The organism is Pseudomonas sp. LAP_36 (genome assembly GCF_019456785.1).
Classification (GTDB): domain Bacteria; phylum Pseudomonadota; class Gammaproteobacteria; order Pseudomonadales; family Pseudomonadaceae; genus Aquipseudomonas; species Aquipseudomonas tritici.
This window is the reverse complement of the sequence record NZ_JAHZMS010000008.1, coordinates 76,104-102,136: the sequence shown is the minus strand read 5'-3', so window position 1 is coordinate 102,136 and position 26,033 is coordinate 76,104. Positions and strand designations below refer to the sequence as shown.

The 26,033-nt window shown below is 61.4% G+C and carries 20 protein-coding genes and 2 pseudogenes; 10 read left to right on the top strand and 12 right to left on the bottom strand.

Features of this window, described 5'->3' with window-relative positions; translation table 11 throughout:
* Positions 1-2 precede the first annotated feature (2 nt).
* The 4 genes from JBO08_RS22630 to JBO08_RS22615 are packed head-to-tail and all read right to left on the bottom strand — an operon-like array spanning position 3 to position 4,275.
* A complete protein-coding gene (locus JBO08_RS22630) occupies positions 3-1,004 on the bottom strand; it encodes a dihydroxyacetone kinase subunit DhaK (protein ID WP_220074982.1) in 1,002 nt (333 codons plus the stop codon).
* Positions 1,005-1,040: 36 nt separating this feature from the next.
* Positions 1,041-1,799 carry an SDR family oxidoreductase gene (locus JBO08_RS22625; RefSeq protein WP_220074983.1) on the bottom strand — a complete coding sequence of 253 codons (759 nt, stop codon included), beginning with the start codon at positions 1,797-1,799 and terminating at the stop codon, positions 1,041-1,043.
* Between the two features lie 14 nt (positions 1,800-1,813).
* Positions 1,814-2,791 (bottom strand): ABC transporter permease, encoded by a 978-nt coding sequence (locus tag JBO08_RS22620; RefSeq protein WP_220074984.1) that lies wholly within the window; start codon positions 2,789-2,791, stop codon positions 1,814-1,816.
* Positions 2,788-4,275: a sugar ABC transporter ATP-binding protein gene (locus JBO08_RS22615; protein WP_065881446.1), complete on the bottom strand. Its 1,488-nt coding sequence runs from the start codon at positions 4,273-4,275 to the stop codon at positions 2,788-2,790. The genes JBO08_RS22620 and JBO08_RS22615 overlap by 4 nt, the downstream gene beginning before the upstream one ends.
* Before the next feature lie 255 nt (positions 4,276-4,530).
* On the opposite strand from JBO08_RS22615, the gene rpiB reads away from it, so the two are divergent.
* Entirely contained in the window at positions 4,531-5,013 is a 483-nt protein-coding gene (gene rpiB, locus JBO08_RS22610) for a ribose 5-phosphate isomerase B (protein WP_049708865.1), read from the top strand.
* Between the two features lie 6 nt (positions 5,014-5,019).
* Here the strand turns inward: rpiB and JBO08_RS22605 are convergent, their stop codons facing one another.
* From JBO08_RS22605 to JBO08_RS22590, 5 genes and pseudogenes are all read right to left on the bottom strand, one after another.
* On the bottom strand, positions 5,020-6,285 hold the full coding sequence (locus JBO08_RS22605) for a carbohydrate porin (RefSeq protein WP_065946273.1): 1,266 nt from the start codon (positions 6,283-6,285) through the stop codon (positions 5,020-5,022).
* Positions 6,286-6,341: 56 nt separating this feature from the next.
* Complete coding sequence (locus JBO08_RS22600) at positions 6,342-8,750, bottom strand: glucose/quinate/shikimate family membrane-bound PQQ-dependent dehydrogenase (protein ID WP_220074985.1); 2,409 nt, start codon at positions 8,748-8,750, stop codon at positions 6,342-6,344.
* A gap of 346 nt (positions 8,751-9,096) precedes the next feature.
* Positions 9,097-9,633, bottom strand: a pseudogene (locus JBO08_RS28565) (methyl-accepting chemotaxis protein); the annotation flags it as partial.
* 324 nt (positions 9,634-9,957) lie between these two features.
* Positions 9,958-11,040: pseudogene (locus JBO08_RS28560) on the bottom strand (cache domain-containing protein); the annotation flags it as partial.
* A gap of 146 nt (positions 11,041-11,186) precedes the next feature.
* Positions 11,187-12,077 (bottom strand): bestrophin family protein, encoded by an 891-nt coding sequence (locus tag JBO08_RS22590; RefSeq protein ID WP_065876247.1) that lies wholly within the window; start codon positions 12,075-12,077, stop codon positions 11,187-11,189.
* Between the two features lie 261 nt (positions 12,078-12,338).
* Between JBO08_RS22590 and JBO08_RS22585 the strand changes: the two genes are divergently transcribed.
* The 3 genes from JBO08_RS22585 to JBO08_RS22575 are packed head-to-tail and all read left to right on the top strand — an operon-like array spanning position 12,339 to position 14,703.
* Entirely contained in the window at positions 12,339-13,217 is an 879-nt protein-coding gene (locus JBO08_RS22585; RefSeq protein ID WP_225930685.1) for a hypothetical protein, read from the top strand.
* Entirely contained in the window at positions 13,202-14,248 is a 1,047-nt protein-coding gene (locus tag JBO08_RS22580) for a GGDEF domain-containing protein (protein WP_065876245.1), read from the top strand. Before JBO08_RS22585 ends, JBO08_RS22580 begins: the two co-directional genes overlap by 16 nt.
* On the top strand, positions 14,245-14,703 hold the full coding sequence (locus tag JBO08_RS22575; RefSeq protein WP_065889366.1) for a metallophosphoesterase family protein: 459 nt from the start codon (positions 14,245-14,247) through the stop codon (positions 14,701-14,703). Before JBO08_RS22580 ends, JBO08_RS22575 begins: the two co-directional genes overlap by 4 nt.
* A gap of 8 nt (positions 14,704-14,711) precedes the next feature.
* On the opposite strand, the gene JBO08_RS22570 is transcribed toward JBO08_RS22575, so the two are convergent.
* The gene (locus tag JBO08_RS22570; RefSeq protein WP_065876294.1) at positions 14,712-15,011 is read right to left on the bottom strand and encodes a helix-turn-helix transcriptional regulator; all 300 of its coding nucleotides are present in this window, start codon (positions 15,009-15,011) and stop codon (positions 14,712-14,714) included.
* A 92-nt stretch (positions 15,012-15,103) separates the two neighbouring features.
* Here JBO08_RS22570 and JBO08_RS22565 point away from each other — a divergent pair, with 92 nt between their 5' ends.
* The gene (locus tag JBO08_RS22565) at positions 15,104-16,195 is read left to right on the top strand and encodes an NADH:flavin oxidoreductase/NADH oxidase (RefSeq protein WP_065876243.1); all 1,092 of its coding nucleotides are present in this window, start codon (positions 15,104-15,106) and stop codon (positions 16,193-16,195) included.
* 175 nt (positions 16,196-16,370) lie between these two features.
* Complete coding sequence (locus tag JBO08_RS22560) at positions 16,371-18,494, top strand: TonB-dependent siderophore receptor (protein WP_065876242.1); 2,124 nt, start codon at positions 16,371-16,373, stop codon at positions 18,492-18,494.
* Between the two features lie 21 nt (positions 18,495-18,515).
* Here JBO08_RS22560 and JBO08_RS22555 read toward each other — a convergent pair whose 3' ends face one another.
* Complete coding sequence (locus tag JBO08_RS22555; RefSeq protein ID WP_049708856.1) at positions 18,516-19,238, bottom strand: FadR/GntR family transcriptional regulator; 723 nt, start codon at positions 19,236-19,238, stop codon at positions 18,516-18,518.
* 48 nt (positions 19,239-19,286) lie between these two features.
* Positions 19,287-21,023, bottom strand: a complete 1,737-nt coding sequence (locus JBO08_RS22550) for an IlvD/Edd family dehydratase (protein ID WP_065881437.1) — start codon at positions 21,021-21,023, stop codon at positions 19,287-19,289.
* Between the two features lie 193 nt (positions 21,024-21,216).
* On the opposite strand from JBO08_RS22550, the gene JBO08_RS22545 reads away from it, so the two are divergent.
* From JBO08_RS22545 to JBO08_RS22530, 4 genes are read left to right on the top strand one after another with little or no spacing between them, the layout of a single operon-like run.
* A complete protein-coding gene (locus tag JBO08_RS22545; protein WP_049708854.1) occupies positions 21,217-22,539 on the top strand; it encodes an MFS transporter in 1,323 nt (440 codons plus the stop codon).
* Positions 22,540-22,554: 15 nt separating this feature from the next.
* The gene (gene araD1 / locus JBO08_RS22540) at positions 22,555-23,544 is read left to right on the top strand and encodes an AraD1 family protein (protein ID WP_220074986.1); all 990 of its coding nucleotides are present in this window, start codon (positions 22,555-22,557) and stop codon (positions 23,542-23,544) included.
* 11 nt (positions 23,545-23,555) lie between these two features.
* Positions 23,556-25,136, top strand: coding sequence for an aldehyde dehydrogenase (NADP(+)) (locus JBO08_RS22535; RefSeq protein ID WP_065889372.1), 1,581 nt, complete (start codon positions 23,556-23,558; stop codon positions 25,134-25,136).
* 23 nt (positions 25,137-25,159) lie between these two features.
* Positions 25,160-26,023 (top strand): SMP-30/gluconolactonase/LRE family protein, encoded by an 864-nt coding sequence (locus JBO08_RS22530; RefSeq protein WP_220074987.1) that lies wholly within the window; start codon positions 25,160-25,162, stop codon positions 26,021-26,023.
* Positions 26,024-26,033 lie beyond the last annotated feature (10 nt).

The following is a 26,033-nucleotide window of genomic DNA, read 5'->3' as shown; positions in this document are numbered from 1 at the left end:
CTTCACTCCGACTGTGTCATGCCGATGGAGCGGCAGGGTTGGTCGATCAGGGTGGTCAGCTCGGCATCGAGGCCGAGCAGGGTCAGGGTCACGCCCATCATTTCCAGCGACGTGAAGTAATTGCCCACGTAGCAGCGGTGAATGCGCAGGCCTTTGGCACGCAGTTGCTGCTCGACTTCGGCGTAGAAAATGTACAGCTCCATCACTGGTGTGGCGCCCAGGCCCGAGACCAGCACCACGACGCTGTCGTCTGCGCTGAAGTCGCGGTCGGCCAGGATCGGCGCGAGCATGCGTTTGGCCATGGCGGCGGCGGATTCCACCGGCACCACTTCGATACCGGGCTCGCCGTGGTGGCCGATGCCCAGTTCCATCGTGCCGCCTTCGATCTGGAAGTTGGGTTTGCCGACGGCCGGGATGGTGCAGGGCGTGAGGCCCACACCGATGGAGCGGCACCGGTCCACGGCCTTCTGCGCCACGCGGATCACGCCGTCGAGGTCGTAGCCCTGGGCAGCGGCGGCACCGCCGATCTTCCACATGAAGATTTCACCGGCCACGCCGCGCCGCTTGGCGATATCCGCCGCAGGGGCAGAGGCCACGTCGTCGTTGGCGACCACGGTGCGAATGTTCATCTCTTTGCTGGCGGCCATTTTCATCGCCAGCTTCACGTTCATATTGTCGCCGGCATAGTTGCCGTACAGGCAGGCCACGCCCGCGCCCTGGTCGGCAGCGCGGAAGGCATCGAAGAAGCTTTTGGCAGTGGGCGAGGAGAAAATTTCGCCGACCGCCACCGCATCCACCAGGCCAGGGCCGACATAGCCGAGAAACGCCGGCTCATGGCCCGAGCCGCCGCCGGTAACAATGCCCACCTGGCCGGCCGGTGACGTTTTACGTTTGCGGATGACCCGTGGATTGCTCTCGTACTGCACCAGCTCCGGGTGCGCCACGAGAATGCCCGCGAGCATGTCCTCGACCACCAGGTCTGGGTCGTTTATCACTCGATTCATGCGCTGTTTCCTTATTCTTATTCGTGAGCAAGCGGATTACTGAATGCTGTAGCCGCCGTCGATCACCACGTTCTCGCCGGTGATCATCTTGGCTGCGTCGCTGACCAGGTAGAGCACCAGGCCGGCGATTTCTTCCGGCTGAGCGAAGCGCCCCACCGGGATCTGCAATTTGGCGCGCTCGCCCAGTTCACCGGCCCAGGCCTTCTTGCCCAAGGCGGTTTCGACGATGGTTGGCGACACGGCGTTGACGTTGATGCCGTGGGGCGCCCATTCCATGGCCAACACCTTGGTCATGCCGACCACGGCGGCCTTGCTGGCGCAGTAGGCCACATGGCGATCCAGCCCGATCACGGCGGCCTGGGAAGCGAGGTTGACGATGCGCCCGCCGCCGCTTTCGATCATGTGCCGGGCACAGGCCTGGGCCACGAAGAAGCTGGCCTTGAGGTTGATGTCGAGGGTGGTGTCCCAGGCGTTTTCGCTGACCTCCAGTGCCTTGTCCAGCAGCGCAACGCCGGCGCTGTTGACCAGGTAATCGATACGCCCGAGCGCGGCGGCAGCCTGGTCGACGGCGGTTTGTACCGAGTCGAGCTGGCGCAGGTCGGCCACCAGGCCCAAGTGGCCGGCGCCGAGGCTGGCGGCGACGTCCACCACCGCCGGGTCGCGATCCAGCAGGGCCACCCTGGCACCGCGTTCCACCAACAAATTGGCACAGGCCAGGCCGATACCGGCGGCGCCCCCGGTGATCACGGCGCAACGGCCGGTGAGGTCGAACGCCTGGTTCCAGAAATTGGACATTGCACACACTCCCCTTAGCGTTTTTTCTTGCGCCAGACATCGATCAACACCGCGAGCACGATGATCAACCCCTTGGCCACTTGTTGGTAATACGACGACACCCCGAGCAGGTTCAAGCCGTTGTTGATCACGCCGATCAACAGCGCACCGAACAGCGTGCCGACGATACTGCCGGTGCCGCCCGACAGGCTGGTACCGCCGATCACCACGGCCGCAATCGCGTCCAGCTCATACGACACGCCTGCCTGGGGCAACGCCGAGGTGGTGCGCGCAGCCAGCACCACACCCGCCAGGCCCGCCAGCAGGCCGGAAATCACATACACCGAGAACGTCACCTTGCGCACGCCGATGCCGGAGGTGCGTGCGCTTTTTTCATTGCCACCCACGGCGTACACGTAGCGGCCATAGGTGGTGTAGCGCAGCACCATCCAGAAAATCAGCGCGACCACCGCAAAGATAATGATTGGTACGCCAATGGGCCCGAACTTGCCGATACCCAGGGCGAGGAAGCTGTCGGGCAGGTCGGTGACGGGACTGCCGTCGTTCAGAATAAAGGTCATGCCCCGCGCCACGCTGAGCATGCCAAGCGTGGCGACAAACGGCGGGATGCTCAGGTTGGCGATCATAAAGCCATTGACCACACCCAGCATGGCCCCGGCAAACATCCCCGCACTCACCGCTGCCAGCAGGCCATAGCCCTGGGTGGCGACCAGCGCGCTGCACAAGCCGGCAAACGCCAGGATCGAACCCACCGACAGGTCGATGCCCTTGGTCAGGATCACGTAGGTCATGCCCACGGCGAGGATGCCGTTGATCGAGGTCTGGCGCAGGATGTCCATCCAGTTGCGCCAGGTCATGAAGTATTCGCTGGAAAATGCCATCACCACGCACAACAGGATAAACACCAGCGGCAGGCCGAAGCGGTCCAGGGATAGGCGCAGGCGATTGCGCGGCGCGGCGGTCACGGGTGCAGCTAGGACTTTGCTATTCATGAGGCAAGACTCAACAAGGCTTCCTGGGAGAGGGCGGTGTCGGTGCTGACGGTCACCAGGCGGCCGCCCTTGAATACCGCGATGCGATCACTCAGATGCAGCAGCTCCGGCGCTTCGGACGAGACCACGATGGCCGCGCCGCCGGCACGCACAAATTCATCGAGCAGGTGATAGATCTCCTGCTTGGCGCCCTCGTCGATGCCGCGCGTGGGTTCATCGCAAAGCAGGCAGATCGGCTGGGTCGACAGGCATTTGGCGAGCACCACCTTTTGCTGGTTGCCGCCGCTCATGGATTCCACCGGCAGGTCCAGGGACGAGACCTTGATCTGCAGGCGCTTGACCATGCTTTGCGCCAGGGCTTGCTCCTTGCGTGCGTTGATCACCGACCAGCTCGACAGCTGCTTGTAGGCCGACAGCGCGATATTCGCGAGGATGCTGGCGCTGAGCACCAGGCCACTGTCTTTGCGGTCTTCGGTGACCAGTGACATGCCGGCGCGAATCGTCGCGGCCGGGGTGCCGGTGGGCAGGGGTTGGCCTTGCAGGGTGGCACTGCCGGCGTCGGGCACGGTGAGGCCATACAGGCAGTTGAGGAACTCACTGCGGCCCGAGCCCATCAGCCCGTAGATACCGAGGATTTCGCCTTGGCGCAGTTGCAGGCTGATGTCCTGGAATTCGCCGTTGCGGCTCAGGCCGTTGACGTCCAGGCAGGTGGCGGCGGCGCATTCGCGGCCGGCTTTGTGGTCGATGCGTTGCAGCTCCTGGCCGACGATACCGCGTACCAGATGAGCGCGGTCGATATCGGCCATGCGCCCGCTTTCGACAAAGGCGCCGTCGCGAAAGATGCTGTAGTCGTCGGCGATCTGCGCCAGTTCGCTGAGGCGGTGAGACACATAAATGATGCCGGCACCGCGCTCGGTGAGGCGGCGGATGGCCTTGAACAGGGTTTGCGCCTCGTGTTCGCCGATGGCCGAAGTGGGCTCGTCCATGATCATCACCTGGCAGTCATGGCTGAAGGCTTTGGCAATTTCCACCAGTTGGATCTGCGCCACGCTCAAGCGGTGCATCGGGCTGGTGGCATCCACGTCGAATTCGAGGCTTTGCAGGAGTTCGCGGGTGCGCCGGTTGAGCGCCTTGCTGTCGACAATGCAGCCGGCGCGCCGCGGCTCGCGACCCAGCCAGATGTTCTCGGCGACGGTCATGTAGGGAATCGGTTCCAGCTCCTGGGTGATCATCGCCACGCCAGCGGCGAGTGCCGCGCTGGGGCGGTCGAACTGCACCGGCTGGCCGTTGAGCAGGATGCTGCCGGCGTCACGCCCGGTGATACCCATCAAGATACTGAGGAAGGTCGATTTGCCGGCGCCATTGCCGCCGCACAGGGCGTGCACGCTTCCGGCACGCAGGGAGAGGCGCCCGTCGCGCAGGGCCGGAACCCCCGCGTAGGCTTTGGAAACGTGTTCAGCGTGGAGCAGTAATGGCGGGGCCATTGGTGTGTCCTCTTGCTGATTTTCTTATTAGGTGTTTTATCCAGTAGCCTGATCATATGATCGGATAGTGATCATATGTTTAAACCGCTTGGGTCGGTTTTGTCAATGGTCTGGCGTAACGTCTTCCGGTGGCATGGCAGTTTTAAACGCTTTGCTCACCAAAATAAGCCTTGACAGCAGCCTGTCAGTCGCCCGCTAATGATTGTGCATAATTTCAGTGAGTGATCATTTGATCGGTCTGGTGGAGAAACAGTAATGGGTGCACAAACGACGTTTTCGGTGGCCGTCGGATGCGACGAGGCGGGCTTCGAGCTCAAGGAATTGCTCAAGCGCTTTATCGAAAGCCTGGGGTACGGGGTTGAGGACTTTGGCTGCCATTCGTCCAGCCCGGTGCTCTATCCGGATATCGCGGCGGCTGTCGCGATGGCGGTTGGTGCCGGTGAGCAGCGCCTGGGTGTGTTGATTTGCGGCACGGGCATCGGCATGGCGATTTCAGCCAACAAGATCAAGGGGGTACGAGCGGCCCAAGCCCATGACACGTATTCCGCCGAGCGGGCGCGCAAAAGCAACGATGCGCAGATCCTGTCGATCGGTGCACGGGTGATCGGGCCCGAGCTGGCCAAGAGCATCGTGAAGGTGTTTCTCGAGTCAGAATTCGAAGCGGAGCGCTCCGGGGCGAAAGTCGAGCGCATCACTGCGCTCGAACGGGCGAACAGGGCGTTGCCGTCAGACGACTGAGCCGGGTCAGAAGACTGCTTTGACCTGCAGGCCCAGCACCAAAGCGTTGTCGATGTTGTCACCGGAAAACGCTCCCGGCTCGATGATGTATTGCACATCCGGGCGCAGGGTCAGCCATGGCGTAGCCTGGTAGCCATAGCTCAGTTCGATCAACTGTTCGGCATTGTTCAGGTTGGGATAATCCGTGCCGGCGTTGACGGCGGCCAGTTCCTGCACGTCACGGCTGCGCGGGTTCGGTACGGCGCGACCATAACCCAAAGCCAGGGTGTCACGCGGCCGGCCTTCGAACGGTTTGTACAGCACCACGCCTGCGCCGTACCACTTGCTGAACGGCGACGCCGCTGCGCTGGCAGCGGAGTATTGGCCGAAGGCGTGTAGCACGCGGCCGGCGGACGAGTCCGACGCCCACACCGCCTGGTCGATCAGCAGGTAGTGACCGCCGCGTCCGCTGACCTCCTTGTTGCTGCCGATGCGTTTCACGTCGGAGCTGTCGTAGTAATAGCCCAGTTTGTATTCGCCCGGCAGGGTGCCCGCGTGTTTGTACACCAGCTCTATCGGCACCACGGTGCCGGTGGTGTGCTTGGGGCTCAAGTGCCAGGCGCGGCTGGAATCGCCATTGCTGTCGGGGTCCACATTGAACGCGGCGACGCGCAGTTGCCAGGACGGCGAGAAGTCGTATTTCACCCGCGCACCCAGGCGCGCGTTCGGGTAGTTGGTCCAGCCGCTGCCGCCGGACATGTTCAGCGGGTGCCCGCAGAAACCGGCGTTCATGAAGTTGCACAGGATGCCGCTGTCCAGGCCGCCGAGGTCATTGCCCATGGCCATGTAGCCGAGCTTGACGTTCAGTGCCGGGGTGAAGAGGGTGCGTTCGTAACTCAGCTCGGTCAGGCGGGTGTAGAGGCCACCGTAGTTTTCCTGGATCGGCAGGCGGTTGCCTACCAGGTCTTCGGAAGCGCTGTTGCCGCGCCGGTCATTGATCGTGACCTGAATGCGGTCGCCATGGTTGAAACCGTAGAGCTTGCCCAGGTCGAACTGCACGCCGAGCTTGAGGTTTTGCGAATAGCGCGCCGAGCGGTGTTGGCCGCCGTGGGCGTTGTAGGCGGTTTCGCCGCTGTAGTCGCCGGTGAAGCGGATGCCTTGCTCGTCGAGTTCGCGGCGCAGGCCGCCCCAGTCGCCGGTCAGGGTGGTGTCACTGGCTTGAGCGGGCAGGGCGGCACCCAGGGTCAGGCCGAGCACCAGGCAGCCGGGTACAAAGTGAGAAGCGGAGGTCATGCGTGGTTTTCCAAAAACAGAAGGCGCGGTGCGGGGAGCACCGCGCTTAAAGGAGGTTATGGCAGGGCGTAAGCGATCACGTAGTCGCCACGGTCAGTGGACTGGCGTGCGCCGCCAGCGGTGACGACCACGTACTGCTTGCCGGTTTTCGGCGACACGTAGGTCATCGGCCCGCCCTGGCTGCCTACCGGCAGACGGGCTTTCCAAATTTCCTCGCCATTGCCGCTGTTGAAAGCGCGCAGGTAGAAGTCCTGGGTGCCGGCGATAAAGATCAAGCCGCCCTGGGTCGACAGGGTGCCGCCGAGGGTCGGCAGGCCGATCTTGATCGGCAGGTGCATGCGGATGCCCAGTGGGCCGGTGTCTTCAACGGTGCCGACCGGCACTTGCCAGGCGACTTTCTGGGTCTTCATGTCGATCGCGGTCAGGGTGCCGAAAGGCGGCGCCTGGCACGGAATGCCGGCCACCGACAGGAAGCGGTTTTTGTTCACCGCGTACGGTGTGCCCTTGAGCGGCACGGCGCCCATGCCGGTGTTCAGCGCTTCGCCACCGGACGCGGCCAGGGCCTTGTTCTGCGACGGTATCATCTGGATCCACAGGCCCAGGCGCATGTCGTTGACGAAGATAAAGCCGTGTACCGGGTCGGTGGAAAGACTGCCCCAGTTCATGCCGCCCAGCGATCCCGGGAAACTCAGCGATTTGTCCGTGCCCGGCGCGGTGTACAGGCCGTCGTAGCGCATGCCTTTGAAGTCAATGCGGCACAGCAATTGGTCAAACGGCGTGGCGCCCCACATGTCCGATTCGGTCAGGGTTTGCGCGCCGATCTGCGGCATGCCGACTGATTTTGGTTGGGTGGGCGAATAGGGTTCGTTGGGGATGTTGGCGGCCTTGACGGGTACTTCTTTAACCTCGGTCAACGGCTTGCCGGTGGCGCGGTCGAGCACGTAGATTTGCCCGGCCTTGGTGCCGATCACCACCGCTGGCACCGCCTTGTCGCTGCCGGGCGGGGTGAAGTCGATCAGGCTTGGCTGCATCGGCAGGTCGAAGTCCCACAGGTCATTGTGGACGGTCTGGTAGACCCATTTTTCCGCGCCGGTGGAGGCGTCCAGCGCCAATACTGAAGCACCGTATTTATGGTTAAGCTCGGTGCGCTCCACACCATAGATGTCGGTGGACGAACTGCCCATCGGCAGGAAAACCGTGTTCATCAGCGGGTCATAGGACATGGGTGCCCAGCTGTTCGGGGTGCTGCGCACATAGGTGCTGCCGTCGGCCGGGGCCTGCTTGTCTTGCGGGTTGCCCGGGTCGAAAGCCCAGCGCATCTGGCCGGTGATCACGTCGAAACCACGGATCACGCCGCCCGGCATGTCGGTCTGTACGTTGTCGGCCACGCGGCCACCCACCACTACAGTGGTACCGGCGATCAACGGAGCGGAGGACAGTTGGTAGTAGCTGTCCGGCACGTTACCCAGGCCGGCTTTCAAGTCGACTTGGCCGTGGGTGCCGAAGTCTTCGCAGAATTTGCCGGTGTCGGCATCTACCGCGATCAGGCGGGCGTCGATGGTGTTGGTCAGCAAGCGACGCTGGCACTGCGCGCCGGCAGGAACGCTGGCGGCGATGATCGGCGAGCTGTTGGGCTGGCTTGGCTGGGCAATCGGCGCAGTGGCGTCGAAATAGGCCATGCCACGGCAGCGCTGCCACACCGCCGATTTGGCGTTGACCTCGTTCTTCCACAGTTCTTTGCCGGTGTCGGCGTCGAGGGCGATCAGGTTGTTGTGCGGCGTGCAGATGAAGACTTTGTTGCCGATCTGCAAGGGCGTCAGTTGGTCTTCGGCGCCGTTGCCGTCGCTGATTGCCACGTCGCCGGTGTGGTAGGTCCACGCCACTTTGAGCTGGTTGACGGTGTCACGGTTGATCTGGTCCAACGCGGCGAAGCGGCTGCCGCCTTCGGTGTTGCCGTAGTGCGCCCAGTCTTTCTGAGCATCGGCGGGGGCTACCGGCGTGATGCCAGGGCCGGTACCGGTCGGAGCCACGCTGGGGTGGGCGACAAACATATTGCCCGCCGCCACGGCCACGCCGACCGCCAATACCGCGGCAACGCCATAGGCACCGCGTGCAGGCTTATTGACGAGCAGCGGGTAGACCAGCGCTACCACCATGCCGATGGCCGCAAACATGAATACACGCGAGAACAGCGGCCAGAACACCAGGCCCACATCCGCCACCGCCCAGATGGCCGTGCCGACCAGGAAAGCCGCAAACAGCCACGCGCCCGCCGGTTTGCGCCGGGCAATCAGCAAGCCGGCAATCGCCATGGCCAGGCCGCCGATCAGGAAGTACCAGGAACCTCCCAGGCTGACCAGTTTGACGCCGCTGATGGCCAGCGCGAGGCCGAGCAGGGCGATGATTACGCCCAGGCCCAGCAGTAAAAATCTAGAGGCGCCAGCGGCGCGCGATGCTCGTTTCATGTCGAAAGGACTCGAATGTGAGAGGGCAAAGACGCGATTTTAGAAACATAAGTAACTAGTTAGTACATTAGAGTCCTGCAATAGACTATTACAGGTGGTGCGATGATGGCGTGTGGCTAAATGTCGCCCAGGATCTGATGTGATACTTATAAGGTGCACGCAACGTGTAGTGAGCGGGCTTGCCCCGCGCTGGGCTGCGAAGCAGCCCCAATCCGGGCACCGAGATCTATCTTGATTAACTCGGTGGATTTATAGGGGGCTGCTTCGCAGCCCAGCGCGGGGCAAGCCCGCTCACCACAGCACGCCCGCTCGCCATAAATTGTTGCTCTGCGCACTCGCCGGCCTGTTAGAACTTGAACCGGCCCACCAACCCCTTGAGCTGACCCGAAATATCCGTCAGTCGCCCTGATCCGGTCTGCGCCGAGTGGGCAAACTCTTCGACCAATTGCGCATCGGCATGGATCTGCGCGATATGCCGGTTGATCTCTTCGGCAACCTGGTGCTGTTCTTCGGCGGCCGTGGCGATCTGGGTATTCTGGTCGCGGATCGAGTCCACCGAGCCCCGGATCTTGTCAAAGCTGTCGCGGGCCTGCTGGATGCGTTCCACGCTGGTGTGGGACACCAGCAGGCTGCCTTGCATCTGCTGCGTCACTTCCTGGGTGCGGCGGGCGAGGTTGCCGAGCAGGCTGTCGATTTCGCCGGTGGAGTCGGCGGTGCGGCGGGCGAGGGCGCGGACTTCGTCGGCAACTACCGCAAAACCTCGGCCCTGGTCACCGGCACGCGCGGCTTCAATGGCCGCGTTGAGCGCCAGCAAGTTGGTCTGTTCGGCAATCGAACGGATGGTGTCGAGGATGGTGTTGATGTTTTTACTGTCCTGCTCCAGCAATTGCATGGTCTGCGTGGACTTTTGCAGGTCTTCGCTCAACTTGAGCACGCTGCCGGTGGCTTCGCCAATGTGCTGCTGGCCGTCGTGCACGTCGCGGTAGCCTTCGTCGGCACTGGTGGCGGCAGCGCTGCAGGAGCGTGCGACTTCGTTGGCGGTGGCCACCATTTCATTGAACGCGGTGCTCACCAGTTCCACGGCTTCACGTTGACGGCCGGCCGCCTGGTTCATGTTGTTGGCGACTTCGCTGGTGTCAGCGGCGGCGGTCTGCAGGTCGGACGAAGCATTGCCGATGCGCTGCACCAACTGGGCGATCATGCCGAGGAACTGGTTGAACCAACCGGCCAAACTGGCGGTTTCGTCCTTGCCTTGTACCTTGAGCTGGCGGGTCAGGTCGCCTTCACCTTCGGCGATTTCTTGCAGGCCCTCGGCCACGCCGCGAATCGGGCGCACGATCACGCTGGCAAAACTGGCGCCGACAATCGCGAACACCAATGCCAATACCGCTGCGATGGCCCCAATTAACCACGTCAGGCGGGTGGCGCCGGCCATCACTTCATCACGCTTGATCAGGCCGATAAAGCGCCAGCCCAGGTCTTTGGAGCTGACCATGTTGGCCATATACGCCACGCCATCAATGTCGATCTGGGTCACGCCGTCGCCGCGCTTGGCCAGTTCGGCATAGTTGGGACCCAGGTCGGCCAGGGGTTTGAAGTTGTGCTTGGCATCGCTGGGGTCGACCAGCACGTTGCCGTTGCCTTCCACCAGCATCAAGTAACCGCTGTCACCCAGCTTGATGTTGCGCACCAGTTCGGTGAGTTGCTTGAGCGATACGTCCAGGCCAACCACGCCGAGGATATTACCGCTGGCATCGGCGACGGTGTGCACGGTGCCGATCAGCGTCACATCATCGGGCGCCCAGTAGTAGGCGCCGGTGCGCACGGTTTTACCCGGCGCGGCGATGGCCGCCTGGTACCAGGGGCGTACGCGCGGGTCGTAGTTATTCAGTTTGGTGTCGTCGGGCCAACTGGCGTAGCCGCCGTCCTTCAAGCCCAGGGACAGGTAGGCCGTGCTCGGATGGCTTTTGGCAAACTGGTCGAAAATCTCCAGCAGCTCTTTGTTGGTCGGGGTCAGCGGGATTTGTGCGGCGTCGGCACCGGCGTAGCTCTTGAGGTCCTTGGCCGCGACAACGCGCGGGTCCTTGGCCACAAAATCGACGTTCTGGCTGATGCCGTCGAAGAACTGCTTCATGCCATTGTCGATCTGGCGGATCTCGCGGCCGCTGCTGTCGAGGAAATTGGCCAGGGCCCCCTCGCGCAGATTCAGTACCACCAACACAGCGACCAAAATGACCGGCACGCACGCGATGGCGGCAAACGCCCAGGTCAGCTTTTGCTTGATATTCATGACTTCACCCGCGGGTATTTATAATTTTGGCAAGGAGAAAACAGTAGCGTCGAGCGTCGCATGTGTTGTTATGACGGAAGGTGTGGACCATGCGTACCCCCTGTATATCGACTGCGGGGGCACGCACTTGAGGCCGAAGGGAGTGTTTAACCGATGCGCTCGCCACCCTGCGCATCACGCTGCATCGACTGCAGGTTTTTCTCGATGGTTTCGCAGATGCTTTCCATCTGGATCTGATGCTCGCTGGAGCTGAACGGGCTTTGCAGGTCGGTGCCGATCCGTTCGATGGCCAGTAGCATAAAACCGACTACCGTCGAGGCCAGCGGAGTGAACCAGCCAAGGGATTCCACCAGGCCCACCGGCACGATCAGGCAGAACAAAGAGATAAACAGGCGCGGGAAATACACGTAGGGGTAGGGCAGTGGCGTGTTGGCGATACGCTCCATGCCGCCCTGGGCGTTGGACAAGTCCACCAGCGTCGACTCCAGCCGCGCCAGGCGGATGCTGTCCAGGTGACCGGCCTTGTATTCCTTGGCCAGCAGCGCGGCCGAGCCGGTGAGGATGTCGTTGGCGAAGTTATTGGTGGCGCCATTGCGGGCGAATTCCTCGGCGGGAATAAACGCGCGCACTTCTTCGGGGCACGGCTCGCCCTTGAGGTGAGCGGCCAGGCAGTTCACGTAGGCCACGTGGCGGCGCAGCAGGGTGGATTTGACCGGGTTCACTTCATGGTCAGGGTCGTCGAGCAGGGTCAGCACCTGACGCGCAAAGCTGCGTGAGTTGTTGACCATCGCGCCCCACAGCGTGCGGGCTTCCCACCAACGGTTGTAGGCGCTGCTGTTACGAAAGCTGATCAGCACCACCAGGGCCGAACCCAACAGAGTGAGGGGCATCAGCGGCAAATTGATCTTGGCGGTGAGAAACAGCATGAAGTCCACGGTGACGGCGACATCCCACAGCAACAGCCAGAACAGGGCCCAGCCCACGTAGCCCATGGTCTTGATGATCAGGCGGTACTTTTTAATGATAGCGGCTTTCAAACGAGGCCCTCGCGGCGAGCAGTAAGCAACAGTGCCTAACTCGGACGTCGGCTTGCGGGGAAGGTTCGCTGCGGCGACTGAAACGGTTAAGCCATCGAGGTCTTTTTGGAACAATTTTGGTAGCGACGGTGTCCTCTGCGCTAATCACGATAGATTGCGCTCAAGGCGAAACGCCATTATCGGTGCTGCAATTGAGATCAGTGAATCCAAGTTGTTTGATCAGGGCTCTTTCTCATGTGCGGTGGTTCGTTGAAGTTGGCGATGGAACAGTCGGCGCGGGCGTTTGAGCGCCATGTGGATTTTGAAGCGTGTATTCGTTCCCATTATTCGATTTTGTTGGAGTCCTATTCAAAAAGACCGTTTTTCTATAAGACCGCACTCAAGTTCAGTCGCTTGATGGTGTCCTATACCTTATTGAGCACGTATTTCTCCAAGCCCGTTCCCTTACTGTCCGAGGTGAAGGCGTTTTGTGTGACGCGCGGGTTCTGTTCCAGAAACAGCCTGGAGTCGATCTTCCTGCTGTTCAGGGCGCTGGGGTTCATGACGGTATCCAGGCATCCGGATGACAGCCGTTTGCGGGTATTCAGCCCGTCATCCCAAGCCTGCGAGGAGATCCGGCGGATGCTCACCTCCGTGGTCGAGCCGCTGGGTGTGATGTGCTCGGAAACGGCGGTGTGCGGGTCAATGGGCGGGTTGGATGATCGCGCCTATCTGGCACGTTATTTCAAAGGGTTTTCGGTCCTTTTCTCCCATAACGTGACCATCGACCTGTTGATGCCTGATTGTTATTGGCTGGTAAAACGCGATGCCGGGCATATGTTGATGCTGGCGATCTATAACGATGCGTGTGCGCTCGATAATCAAGGGGCAAGTTTCAGGTCTTCATCCTACCTTTCCATCGCTGAGCAACTCTCGGTGTCCAAGACCCACGTTATTCGTCTGGTTCAAGAGGGGGCCGACCGGGGTTATTTCAAGATTCATTCCAAGACATTGCTTGAAGTCCTGCCACCTTTTATGGTGTTGGTCAGGCGGTTTATGGCTTACTCGTTTGCGACCTGCCTCCACAGTCTTCAACTGAGTCATGCCGATAGCACACCGGCCACTCATGCACAGGGAGTGACGGGATGCCGGCTAATGTGAAGCTCAGGCCACGGATGCAAAGACTGTTGTCGCCCGCGATCGCCAAGGCTGAACTGATCGGGATTTTTGCCTGGCTGGCGGTGTTGCTGGTGGACCGCTGGGCGATGTTTGGCTGGCCGGTCGCGCTGGTCACGATGGGGCTGTGCGGGGTGTATGGGGTTCACCGAGTGGTGACTCATTATGTGCTGTGGCGGGCGCTGGGGGTGGCCTACATGGTGCTGCTGTCTGCGGGTTTTGCCTATGTGGTTCACGTCCATCCCGCGCTGCAGGTGTTTGCCTTGCCGCTGGCCGTGACCTTGGTGCTGAGCAGTGCAATCCTGTTTATCGTGGTTCAGGATTTTCTGGTCTGCGCCGCCTTGGTCTGGTTACTGACGTGGCCCAGCATTCAGATGAGCCTTTACGAAGGCGTCGATATCTACGTGTTTATCTTTTGTGCCGCGTCGGTGGCGATCGGTTTTATCTTGAATGTCTACTACCTGAAGAACCTGCGTTCGGTGTTAATGGTGGAGAGTGAGTTTCGAGAGTTGGCCGAGACCGATTACTTGACCTCCATCCTGAACCGGCGGGCCTTCATGGAGAGCTTCGCCAAACTGATTGCGGCCGGCGATACCGGCTACTTCATGATGCTGGATATCGACAGTTTCAAATTAAAGAATGACCAGTTCGGTCATGACGTCGGCGACAGGATTCTCTGCGCCATGGCCGCGTGCCTTAAATCCACCCCAGGCAGCCACAGTTTCGGCAGGATTGGCGGCGAAGAATTCGGGGTGCTGCTGGTGGGCGATGACCCTTGTCTCGCCACCGATTACGCGCTGCGCCTGCTGCAAGCGATCCGCAGCAGTGTGGCGCCGCCCCATGACTACACCTGCAGTGCGGGCATGACGCATTTTGCGCTCGGGGCCGATATGTCGGCGGTCCTCAAGCGTGCCGACCGCAACCTCTACACCGCCAAGGGCAACGGCAAGGACCGCGTGTATCTAGATGGCGCGCTAGTGTCTCACGGTTCGATTTCCACCCCGGAGGCCCTATGAAAGTTGGCGTGATTTCCGATACCCATGGCCTGCTGCGACCTGAAGCGGTCGCAGCTTTGCAGGGATGTGAGCAGATCATTCATGCCGGCGATATCGGCACCTCTGAAATTCTTGAGCAATTGTCACAGATCGCGCCGCTGCACGCGGTGCGTGGCAACAATGACCTACAGGCGCCGTGGGCACGGCAGGTGCCTGATTATCTGATGCTTGATGTGGACGGATGGCAAACGTTGCTGGTGCATGACATCGCCGACGTACCTGCATTAATCGATACGTCTACGCGGCTGGTGATCACCGGCCATTCGCACAAGCCCCTGATCGAATGGCGCGGCGCAACGTTGTACGTGAACCCCGGCAGCGCAGGACGGCGGCGCTTCAAGTTGCCGGTGACGTTGGTGGTGCTGGAGGTGTTGGAGACGTCCATCGAGCCGCGCTTGATTGCGCTGCTGGACTGAGTCGGGTCTTACCGCTGCGCAAGAATGCTTTGCAGCAATCCCGGGAAGCGCTCCTCGAGCAGATCGGCGCGCAACGAGTTCAGATGAGTGGTGCCGGCACTGCGGGTCTGCACCAGCCCGGCATCGCGCAACACGCGAAAGTGATGGGACATGCTCGACTTGGGCCGCCCGCCGTCCAGCTCGCCACACGTGGCTTCGGGCACACCCGCCAGGCAGCGCACGATTTCCAGGCGCACCGGATCACTCAGCGCGTACAGCAGGCGCTCGAGAGTCAGGTCTTGAAGAAGTGGGTGTTTAAAGGCTCGCATGAAACGAATCATAACAGGGGGGTATCGCTGAATACTATAGTTCGATTACCATCGAACAATCGAATCAGCCATTCACTCCCTGGAGCTCTCTAATGTCCGCTTTGTTCGAACCGTTCAAACTCAAAGACGTCACCCTGCGCAATCGCATCGCCATCCCGCCAATGTGCCAGTACATGGCCGAGGACGGCATCGTCAACGACTGGCACCTCGTGCACCTGGCCAGCATGGCCCGTGGCGGTGCCGGCCTCCTGGTGGTCGAGGCCACTGCGGTCGCGCCGGAAGGCCGTATCACCCCAGGCTGTGCTGGTCTCTGGAGCGACGCCCACGCCGAGGCCTTCGTGCCGATGGTCAAGGCCATCAAGGCCGCCGGTTCAGTGCCAGGCATCCAGATCGGCCATGCCGGTCGCAAAGCCAGCGCCAACCGCCCTTGGGAAGGGGACGACCATATGCCTGCCTCCGATGCTCGCAGTTGGGAAACCATCGCACCTTCGGCCATCGCATTCGGTGCCAACTTGCCCCAGGTCCCGCGCGCCATGACCCTGGACGACATCGCCCGTGTGCGCCAGGACTTTGTCGACGCTGCCCGCCGTGCCCGTGACGCCGGCTTTGAGTGGATCGAACTGCACTTCGCCCACGGCTACCTGGGCCAGAGCTTCTTCTCCGAGCACTCCAACCAGCGCACCGACGCCTACGGCGGCAGCTTCGACAACCGCAGCCGTTTCCTCCTGGAAACCCTGGCGGCCGTGCGTGAAGTCTGGCCGGAAAACCTGCCACTGACCGCGCGTTTCGGCGTGATCGAATACGACGGCCGTGACGAGCAGACCCTCACCGAGTCCATCGAACTGGCGCGTCGCTTCAAGGCTGGCGGCCTGGACCTGCTGAGCGTCAGCGTTGGTTTCACCATTCCCGACACCAATATTCCGTGGGGCCCGGCGTTCATGGGGCCTATCGCCGAGCGCGTGCGTCGCGAAGCCGGCATTCCGGTCACTTCGGCTTGGGGCTTTGGCACGCCACAACTGGCAGAAGGTGCGTTGCAAGCCGGGCATCTGGACGTGGTCTCGGTGGGTCGTGCGCACCTGGCTGATCCACATTGGGCGTACTTTGCAGCCAAGGAACTGGGCGTCGAGAAGTCGTCCTGGACCTTGCCTGCACCGTATGCGCATTGGTTGGAACGCTATCGCTGAGTCGAAATAGCCCAGCGTCAAACATCGAAAGCCACTCCCAGGAGTGGCTTTTTTTCATCTGTCGAAAAGTAACGAATGAGAATACATGTCAATCGTTAATGGTTTGCTATAACATGCGCGCCAAAATAATTGGCAAATATGCCGCTCCATCTGGCTCATTTACTAGGTCATTCCCATGCGTCGTACCCTGCTTTCAATGTGTGTGCTTCAGGCGTTTTCCCCGTTGAGTTGGGCAGCGGTCGAGCCGGTTGAAAAAACCGGCATCGAGCTGCAAACCACCAGCATCACCGGCACTGCCGACTATGAAACCGCGCAGGGGCCGGTGCAGGGCTACCACGCCACCCGCTCGGCGAGCGCGACGCGTACGGATACCTCGATTCATGAAACGCCGCAGTCCATCACCGTGGTGTCCAAAGATGTGGTCGAGGACATCGGCGCCACCCGTTTGCAGGACGCGCTGGACTACGCCGGCGGTGTCGGCCGCGCCAACAACTTCGGCGGGCAGGGCCTGACCACGTTTACCGTGCGCGGCTTTACCACCGGCGAGTTCTACCGCAATGGTTTCCCGATCAACCGTGGCTACCCAAATATGCCGGACGCCAACACCATCGAGCGCCTGGAAGTGCTGCGCGGTCCGGCGACCATGCTCTACGGCCGTGGCGATCCTGGCGGCACCTTCAACGTGGTCTCCAAGCAACCGCTGGCCGAACGCACGGTCACATTAGGCAGCCAGTTGGATGATCAAGGCATGAAGCGCGGCACCCTGGATGCCTCCGGCCCGTTGGATGAGGAGGGCCGCCTGGCCTATCGCCTGAACGTGGTGGGTGAGGGCGGTGACACCTTCCGTGACCATGTGGAAACCGAGCGCTACGGCGTGACCCCGGTGATCACCTGGCAAGCCACCGATGACACTAAGCTGATCTTCGAAGGTGACTTCATGCGCAACAACCACCCGCTGGATCGTGGCTTGACCCGCTTCGCCACTCAGAAAGGCACGGCGTCCCGCGATACCTTCTGGGGTGATAAAGACGTTGGTAAATTGCACAACGACAACAGCATGGCACAGCTGCGTTTCGAGCATCTGCTCAATGAAAACTGGACCCTGGGCGGCGGTTTCCAATGGCTCGACGGTACGTTGCAAGGCAACGCGATTGAAGCCAATAGCTTGGCTGCTGACGGGCACACGCTCAACCGCAATTTTAACTACCGCAAGCTGGAGTGGACGGACAAGGACACCCAGCTCAACCTCACCGGGCATTTTTCCACGGGTGGGTTCGATCACACTTTGCTCACGGGCGTCGAGTTTGAAGATTACGACTACAAGTCGATCATCCAGCGTTCGTCCGCTTCCTACACCAGTGATATTTTCAACCCAGTCTATGGAAAGCCGCGTCCTGCGCTCACCAGCACGCCTACCCATGACAAGGAAAACCTCAAGACCTACGCAGCCTTTGTTCAGGATCAAGTCGCCCTGACCGAGCGTCTGAAAGTATTGGCTGGCGCGCGTTTCGAGCGTTTTGAGCACCAGTACGAGAGCTATGTGCCGGGTACAAAAAACTGGGAAGCCAGCGATAACGCCGTAACACCACGGGTTGGAGTGATCTACGACCTGACCGACTCGCTTGCCGTGTACGCCGATGCAGCGCGTTCATTCAAGCCCAATACTGGCGCCGCCCGCACAGGTGAAGGCTTTGAACCGGAGAAAGGCAAGTCGTATGAAATGGGCATTAAGTGGGAAGCGCTGGATCACCAGTTGAGTGTCGACGCTGCGATTTACCAGATCGACAAAAAGAATGTGCTGACCACCGATCCTGCGGACCCCACCGCCACCTTCAAGGTCGCAGCGGGCCAAGTACGCAGCCGTGGTTTCGACTTGAACGTCGCCGGCAACCTTACTCCAGAGTGGCGCGTGATCGGTGGCTATGCCTATGTGGACGCAGCAGTGACCAAGGACAACACCCTCCGTGTTGGCTCGCACCTGGCCAACATCCCGCGCAACAGCTTCAGTCTGCTGAACGTCTACGAATTCCAGGATGGCAGTCTCAAAGGACTTGGGCTGGGCGCGGGAGCGAAATACGTCGATGAGCGTGTCGGCCAGACCTCCAACACCCCGTTTACGATGGACGCCTACACCGTGGTCGATCTGCTCGGTTACTACAAGGTCAACGAAAAAGTCCGGCTCAACCTGGATGTGAAGAACTTGTTCAATCGCGACTTTGAAGAGGGTGCGTTCGGTAACTTCTACGCCTACCCAGGCGCGCCACGCACGGTGCAGGTGGGCATCGCCTACACCTTGTAACTCCTGAGCAACGGCCCCGCTTTAAAGCGGGGTCAATACATTCATCACCGTATCCAACGCCACCCGCGTGTCATCCAACTGCACCAGCGACGCATGCCGCGCCCCAAGGGCGTCGCGGTTCTGGATCGCGGTGAGGATCGCCTTGTGCCGGGGCAGGCTCAAACCCTGGATATCCGGGCGGCGGTTGGTGATGTTGATCGACTCGCGCAGCGGCAACGACAGCATGTTGCACATATACGCGAGCAGGTCGTTGCGGGTGGCGTCGGCAATGGCGCGGTGGAAGTCCAGGTCGGCCTGCAACAGGTCTTCGTGGGTCTTCGCGGTTTCCATGCCTGCGTAGGCTTTTTCGATGGTGGCGATGTCTTCATCGGTGGCGGTAGTCGCGGCCATGGCCGCGATTTCCGGTTCAAGGATGCGCCGCACACCGGCCAACGTGTTGAAGAACTCGCTGTGGGGCGTGGACTGCATCAACCAGGACAACACGTCCGGGTCGAGCAGGTGCCATTTCAACCGTGGTCGCACCACCGCGCCCACCCGTGGCTTGGAATACACCAGGCCCTTGGCGCTGAGTACCCGCGTAGCCTCACGCAACACCGAGCGGCTGACCTTGTACTCCTCGCAGAGCGTGGCCTCCATGGGCAGCCGTTCTTCGGGCTTGAAGCGACCGGAAACGATGTGCATGCCCAAGTCTTGAACGATCTGGGCATGCTGGCTCTTGCGCGGCTTGGGCGGCTGGTGATCCATAACGGGAGAGATGCTCTGACTTAAATTCGCGGCATCATAGCATCCCACTTAGTGGGAATGCCGTGGGACTTCCGCGCCTCGGCAACCTACCAGGAAGTCAAAGTCGCAACCCTGGTCGGCCTGCAGCACATGGTCGATGTACAGCTGGCGATAGCCGCCGACGATGAGCTTTTCAGGTGGCGCAAGGTCTGCCATGCGCGCCGCCAGCTCTGCGTCGGGGATGTCCAGGTGCAAACGGCCATTGGCGCAGTCGAGTTCGATCCAGTCGCCTTCCTTCACGGTGGCTAACGGTCCGCCGGCAGCGGCTTCCGGGGCCACGTGCAACACCACCGTGCCGTAGGCCGTGCCGCTCATGCGCGCGTCGGAAATCCGCACCATATCCGTCACACCCTGGGCCAGCAGCTTGGCCGGCAGGCCCATGTTGCCGACCTCGGCCATGCCTGGGTAACCCTTGGGGCCGCAGTTTTTCATGACCAGGATCGAGTTGGCGTCCACGTCCAGCTCGGGGTCGTTGATGCGTGCCTTGTACATGTCGAAGTTTTCGAACACCACGGCGCGGCCACGGTGCTGCATCAACGCCGGGCTGGCGGCGGACGGCTTGAGGACCGCGCCGAGTGGCGCCAGGTTACCGCGCAATACGCAGATGCCGCCGTCAGCGCGGATCGGGTTGTCGAGGGTGCGGATCACTTCATCCTGGCCGTAGATCGGCGAGTCCTTGGTGTTCTCGCCCAGGGACTTGCCGTTCACGGTCAGGGCGTTCGGGTGCGGGATCAGGTTGGCTTCACCGAGGCGACGCAGCACGGCGGGCAGGCCACCGGCGTAGTAGAACTCTTCCATCAGGAAGCGCCCGGACGGTTGCAGGTCGACGATGGTCGGCATGCCACGGCCCATGCGGGTCCAGTCATCCAGGTCCAATTCAACGCCGATGCGCCCGGCGATGGCTTTCAAGTGAATCACCGCGTTGGTCGAACCGCCGATGGCGGCATTCACGCGGATCGCATTTTCAAACGCTTCTTTGGTGAGGATCTTCGACAGCTTCAAGTCTTCGCGCACCATCTCTACCGCGCGCATGCCCGACATATGCGCCAGCACATAACGCCGTGCATCCACCGCCGGAATCGCCGCGTTGTGGGGCAGGGAAGTACCGAGTGCCTCGGCCATACAGGCCATGGTCGACGCGGTGCCCATGGTGTTGCAGGTGCCCGCCGAACGTGACATGCCGCCCTCGGCCGCGAGGAAATCATCCAGCGTAATGGTGCCGGCTTTCACCTGTTCGCTGAGCTGCCACACCACCGTGCCCGAGCCAATGTCCTGGCCCTTGTGCTTGCCATTGAGCATCGGCCCACCGGTGACTACGATGGCCGGCACGTCGCAACTGGCGGCGCCCATCAGCAAGGCCGGGGTGGTTTTGTCGCAGCCGGTCAGCAGCACCACACCGTCAATCGGGTTGCCGCGAATGGCTTCTTCCACGTCCATGCTCGCCAGGTTGCGGGTGAGCATCGCGGTAGGGCGCAGGTTGGATTCGCCGTTGGAGAACACCGGGAATTCCACGGGGAAGCCACCGGCCTCGATCACGCCGCGTTTGACGTGGTCGGCGATCTGGCGGAAATGCGCGTTGCACGGCGTCAGCTCCGACCACGTGTTGCAGATGCCGATGATTGGCTTGCCATGGAACTGATGGTCGGCAATGCCCTGGTTCTTCATCCAGCTGCGGTACATGAAGCCGTTTTTGTCGGCAGTACCAAACCACTGGGCGGAGCGTAGGCCGGGCTTTTTATCAGACATGATCGATTCTCTTATTGTATGACTATATGTTCTATCTGTGCCTAAACATAAGCGCAAAATCGATGCTTTGGAAGAGTTGTTTTGTAAATAGTCCTACTATATAGTTTGGCTTAACTGAGGTATGACCCTGGCGGAATTTCGCGAGAGGCGTCCCCCGAGCTTCTATAAAAACAACAATCGGAGATCGACCCCCATGAGCCAGGAACTGCGGCTTATTCGGCGCATTACGCTGAAACTGATTCCCTTCCTGATCCTGCTGTACCTGATCGCCTACGTAGACCGCTCCGCCGTGGGCTTTGCCAAATTGCACATGGGCGCCGACGTCGGTATTGGCGACGCCGCCTATGGCCTGGGCGCGGGGTTGTTCTTTATTGGCTACTTCCTTTTCGAGATCCCCAGCAACCTGATGCTCGACCGCTTCGGCGCGCGGCGCTGGTTTGCGCGGATCATGATCACCTGGGGCGCCATCACCATCGGCATGGCCTTTGTGCAGGGCCCACACAGCTTCTATGTGATGCGCTTTCTGCTTGGCGCGGCGGAAGCGGGATTCTTTCCGGGCGTTCTCTACTACATCACCCAATGGTTCCCGGTGCGCCATCGCGGCAAGATCCTCGGGCTGTTTATCCTGTCGCAACCCATCGCCATGATGATCACCGGCCCGGTGTCCGGCGGCCTGCTAGGCATGGACGGCATCCTTGGTCTGCACGGCTGGCAGTGGCTGTTTATCGTGATCGGCAGCCCGGCGATTCTGCTCACCTGGCCGGTGCTGCGCTACTTGCCGGACGGCCCCAAGCACGTCAAATGGATGAGTGACGAGGAAAAAGCCTGGCTCGCCGGCGAGTTGAACAAAGACTTGCAAGCCTACGGCCAGACCCGCCACGGCAACCCGCTGCATGCCTTGAAAGACAAGCGGGTGTTGCTGCTGGCGCTGTTCTATCTGCCGGTGACCCTGAGCATTTATGGCCTGGGCCTGTGGTTGCCGACGTTGATCAAACAATTCGGCGGCAGTGATTTGACCACCGGCTTCATCTCCGCCGTGCCGTATATCTTCGGCATCATCGGCCTGCTGATCATCCCGCGCAGTTCCGACCGTTTGAACGATCGCTATGGCCACCTGGCGGTGCTTTATGTACTCGGTGCCATCGGCCTGTTCTTCAGCGCCTGGCTGAGTGTGCCGGTGCTGCAAATGGCGGCGCTGTGCCTGGCGGCGTTCGCGATGTTTTCTTGCACGGCGGTGTTCTGGACCTTGCCGGGTCGGTTTTTTGCCGGCGCCAGTGCAGCGGCGGGCATTGCGTTGATCAACTCGGTTGGCAACCTCGGCGGCTACATCGGCCCGTTCGTGATTGGCGCGCTCAAGGAATACACCGGCAACCTGGCATCGGGCCTGTACTTTTTGTCCGGGGTGATGCTGTTCGGGCTGGTCTTGACCTTTGTGGTCTACCGCTTGCTGGAGCGCAAGCATGTGCTGCCTGCCGACCAATTCGCCGCCAGTGCCCGTGGCGCGACACGTACTTAATCTGGGAGAAGTTTCATGCGTTTAGTTCAGTTCGAGTTAAGCAATGGCGAGCGTCGGGTCGGCGTTGTAGAGGGCGACAGCCTGCGCGAAGTCCAGACGGCGCGCAGTGTGCGCGAATTGGCCCTGGCCGCCATCGAAGCGGGCGTCGGCCTGGCACAACAGGTGAACAGCCTCGGTCTGGGCGACAGCCACGACTACGCCGCACTGCTGGCCGAGCTGAAAATCCTGCCGCCGCTGGATCACCCGGACCCGGCGCACATGTTGATCAGCGGTACCGGCCTGACCCACTTGGGCAGCGCCTCGGCGCGGGACAAAATGCACCAGGCCGGCGATGACACGGCACTGACCGATACCATGCGCATCTTCAAATGGGGCGTGGAGGGCGGCAAGCCAGCAGCGGGTCAGGCGGGCGTGCAACCGGAGTGGTTCTATAAAGGTGACGGCAGCATCGTCGTGCGCCCAGGCGCCGCCTTCCCGGTGCCACCGTTTGCCGAAGATGCCGGCGAAGAACCGGAGATCGGCGGTCTGTACGTGATCGGTCCGGACAGCAAGCCCTACCGTGTGGGTTTTGCGGTGGGCAACGAATTCTCCGACCACATCATGGAGCGCAAGAATTACCTGTACCTGGCCCACTCCAAGCTGCGCAGTTGCAGCTACGGCCCCGAGTTGCGCGTGGGCGAGTTGCCCCAGCACCTGGCGGGCACCAGTCGCCTCCTGCGTAACGGTGAGGAAATCTGGCGGAACGAATTCCTCAGCGGCGAGGCCAATATGTGCCACAGCCTGGAAAATCTCGAGTATCACCACTTCAAATACCGTCAGTTCCTCAAGCCCGGCGATGTGCATATCCACTTTTTCGGCACCGCCACCTTGTCATTCGCCGACGGTATACGTACTCAACCGGGCGATGTGTTTGAGATCAGCCAAGCCGAGTTCGGCGCGCCATTGATCAACAGCGTCGGCAGCAGCGATGCGGCATTCGAACCCGGCCACGTCATCACCCTTTAATGGAGAACCCCATGACCCAGTTCCTCGGCCACAACTACATCGGCGGCCAGCGCAGCGCCAACGGCAGCGTCAAACTGCAAAGCGTCGATGCTGCCACTGGCGAAGCCTTGCCCCAGGATTTCTACCAGGCGACCCCGGAAGAAGTCGACGCCGCCGCCAAGGCTGCCGCGCAGGCTTACCCTGCGTACCGTGCCTTGAGTGCGGCGCGCCGCGCGCAGTTCCTCGATGCGATTGCCGATGAGCTGGATGCGTTGGGCGATGACTTTGTCGAGCTGGTCTGCCGCGAAACCGCGCTGCCGGCTGCGCGTATCAAGGGCGAGCGTGGGCGCACCAGCGGCCAGATGCGCCTGTTCGCGACCGTGCTGCGTCGCGGTGATTTCTACGGCGCACGCATCGACAAGGCGCTGCCGGATCGCCAGCCGATGCCACGCCCGGATTTGCGCCAATACCGCATCGGCCTCGGGCCGGTTGCTGTGTTCGGCGCTAGCAACTTTCCCCTGGCCTTTTCCACGGCGGGCGGCGACACCGCAGCCGCACTGGCGGCGGGCTGCCCGGTCGTCTTCAAGGCGCATAGTGGGCATATGGCGACCGCCGAGCGGGTGGCCGATGCGATAATTCGGGCGGCCGAAACCACCGAGATGCCGGCCGGCGTGTTCAATATGATCTTCGGCGGTGGCGTCGGTGAAGCGCTGGTCAAGCACCCGGCGATCCAGGCCGTAGGCTTCACGGGTTCGCTCAAGGGCGGGCGCGCCTTGTGCGACATGGCAGCGGCACGTGCGCAGCCGATCCCGGTGTTTGCCGAGATGTCGAGCATCAACCCGGTGATCGTGCTGCCCCAGGCTCTCACAGCACGGGCTGAAAGTGTTGCGCGTGACCTGACCGCCTCGGTGGTGCAAGGCTGCGGCCAGTTCTGCACCAACCCAGGCCTGGTGATCGGTATCGCTTCGCCTGCATTCACGGCGTTTACTCAACAGGTTGCGCAACTAATCGGTGAACAACCGACGCAGACCATGCTCAACGCCGGCACCCTGGGCAGCTACGGCAAAGGCCTGGAAAAACTGCTGGCGCACCCCGGCATCCAGCACCTGGCGGGCAGTGCCCAGGCCGGTAACCAGGCACACCCGCAATTGTTCAAGGCCGATGTGCGCCTGTTGATCGACGGCGATGAAGTGCTGCAAGAAGAAGTGTTCGGTCCCACCACGGTATTTGTCGAGGTCGCCGACCAGGCCCAACTCAGCGCTGCCTTACATGGCCTGCACGGTCAATTGACGGCGACGATCATTGGCGAGCCGGCAGACCTGCAACAGTTCGCCGAACTCACGCCACTGCTCGAACAGAAAGTCGGGCGCATCCTGCTCAACGGCTACCCGACCGGTGTGGAAGTCTGCGATTCGATGGTGCACGGCGGACCGTACCCCGCGACGTCCGATGCGCGTGGCACCTCGGTCGGCACCCTGGCCATCGACCGTTTCCTGCGCCCGGTGTGCTTCCAGAATTACCCTGATAGCCTGCTGCCCGACGCGTTGAAAAACGCTAACCCGTTGCGTATCCAGCGGCTCGTGGATGGCACGCCTTCGCGCGACGCGCTGTAAACAACAATGAACCAGGAGGTTTCATGTCGCTGAGCGCCGTCACCGCGCACCGTGCGCAATTGGGGGAGGGCCCGTTCTGGGACGTGCCCACCCAGGCCCTGTACTGGGTCAACATTGCCGGCAAACAGGCATTGCGCCTGATGGACGGGCAGTTACAGGTCTGGCAATTGCCCGAGCATGTCTCGGCGTTTATCCCGTGTGAAAGCGGCGATGCCGTGGTGACCTTGAGCAGCGGCGTGTACCGCCTGGACCTGGTCACCGAAGCCTTGACCTTGCTGTGTGTGGCCGACCCGCAATCGGGCAACCGTGGCAATGAAGCGCGCTGCGATGCCCAGGGCCGCCTGTGGCTGGGCACTATGCAGAACAACATTGGCGAGCAGGGCGAAGACCTGCCCATCACCCGACGCTCCGGCGGCCTGTTTCGCATTGATGCCGATGCGCAGGTCACGCCGTTGCTGAGTGGCCTGGGCATTCCCAACACCTTGCTGTGGAGTGATGACGGCCGCCATGTGCATTTTGGCGACAGCATGGAGGGCACGCTGTACCGGCATGGGATTCTGCCGAACGGCCAACTCGAGCCCGCACACGTCTGGTTCGGCCCACATGAACGTGGCGGGCCGGACGGCTCGGCCATGGACGTCGAAGGCTGTATCTGGAATGCGCGCTGGAACGGCAGTTGCCTGCTGCGCCTCACGCCCGAAGGTGAAGTGGACCGCATCATCGAGTTGCCCGTGAGCCGCCCCACCAGTTGCGTATTTGGTGGCCCGAACCTCACCACCCTCTATATCACCAGTGCCGCCAGCCCATTGGATCACCCTTTGGACGGCGCGGTATTGGCCATTGAGGTCGACGTGCCAGGCAAACCCTGTCACCGCTTTGCCGGCTAAATCCCGATTT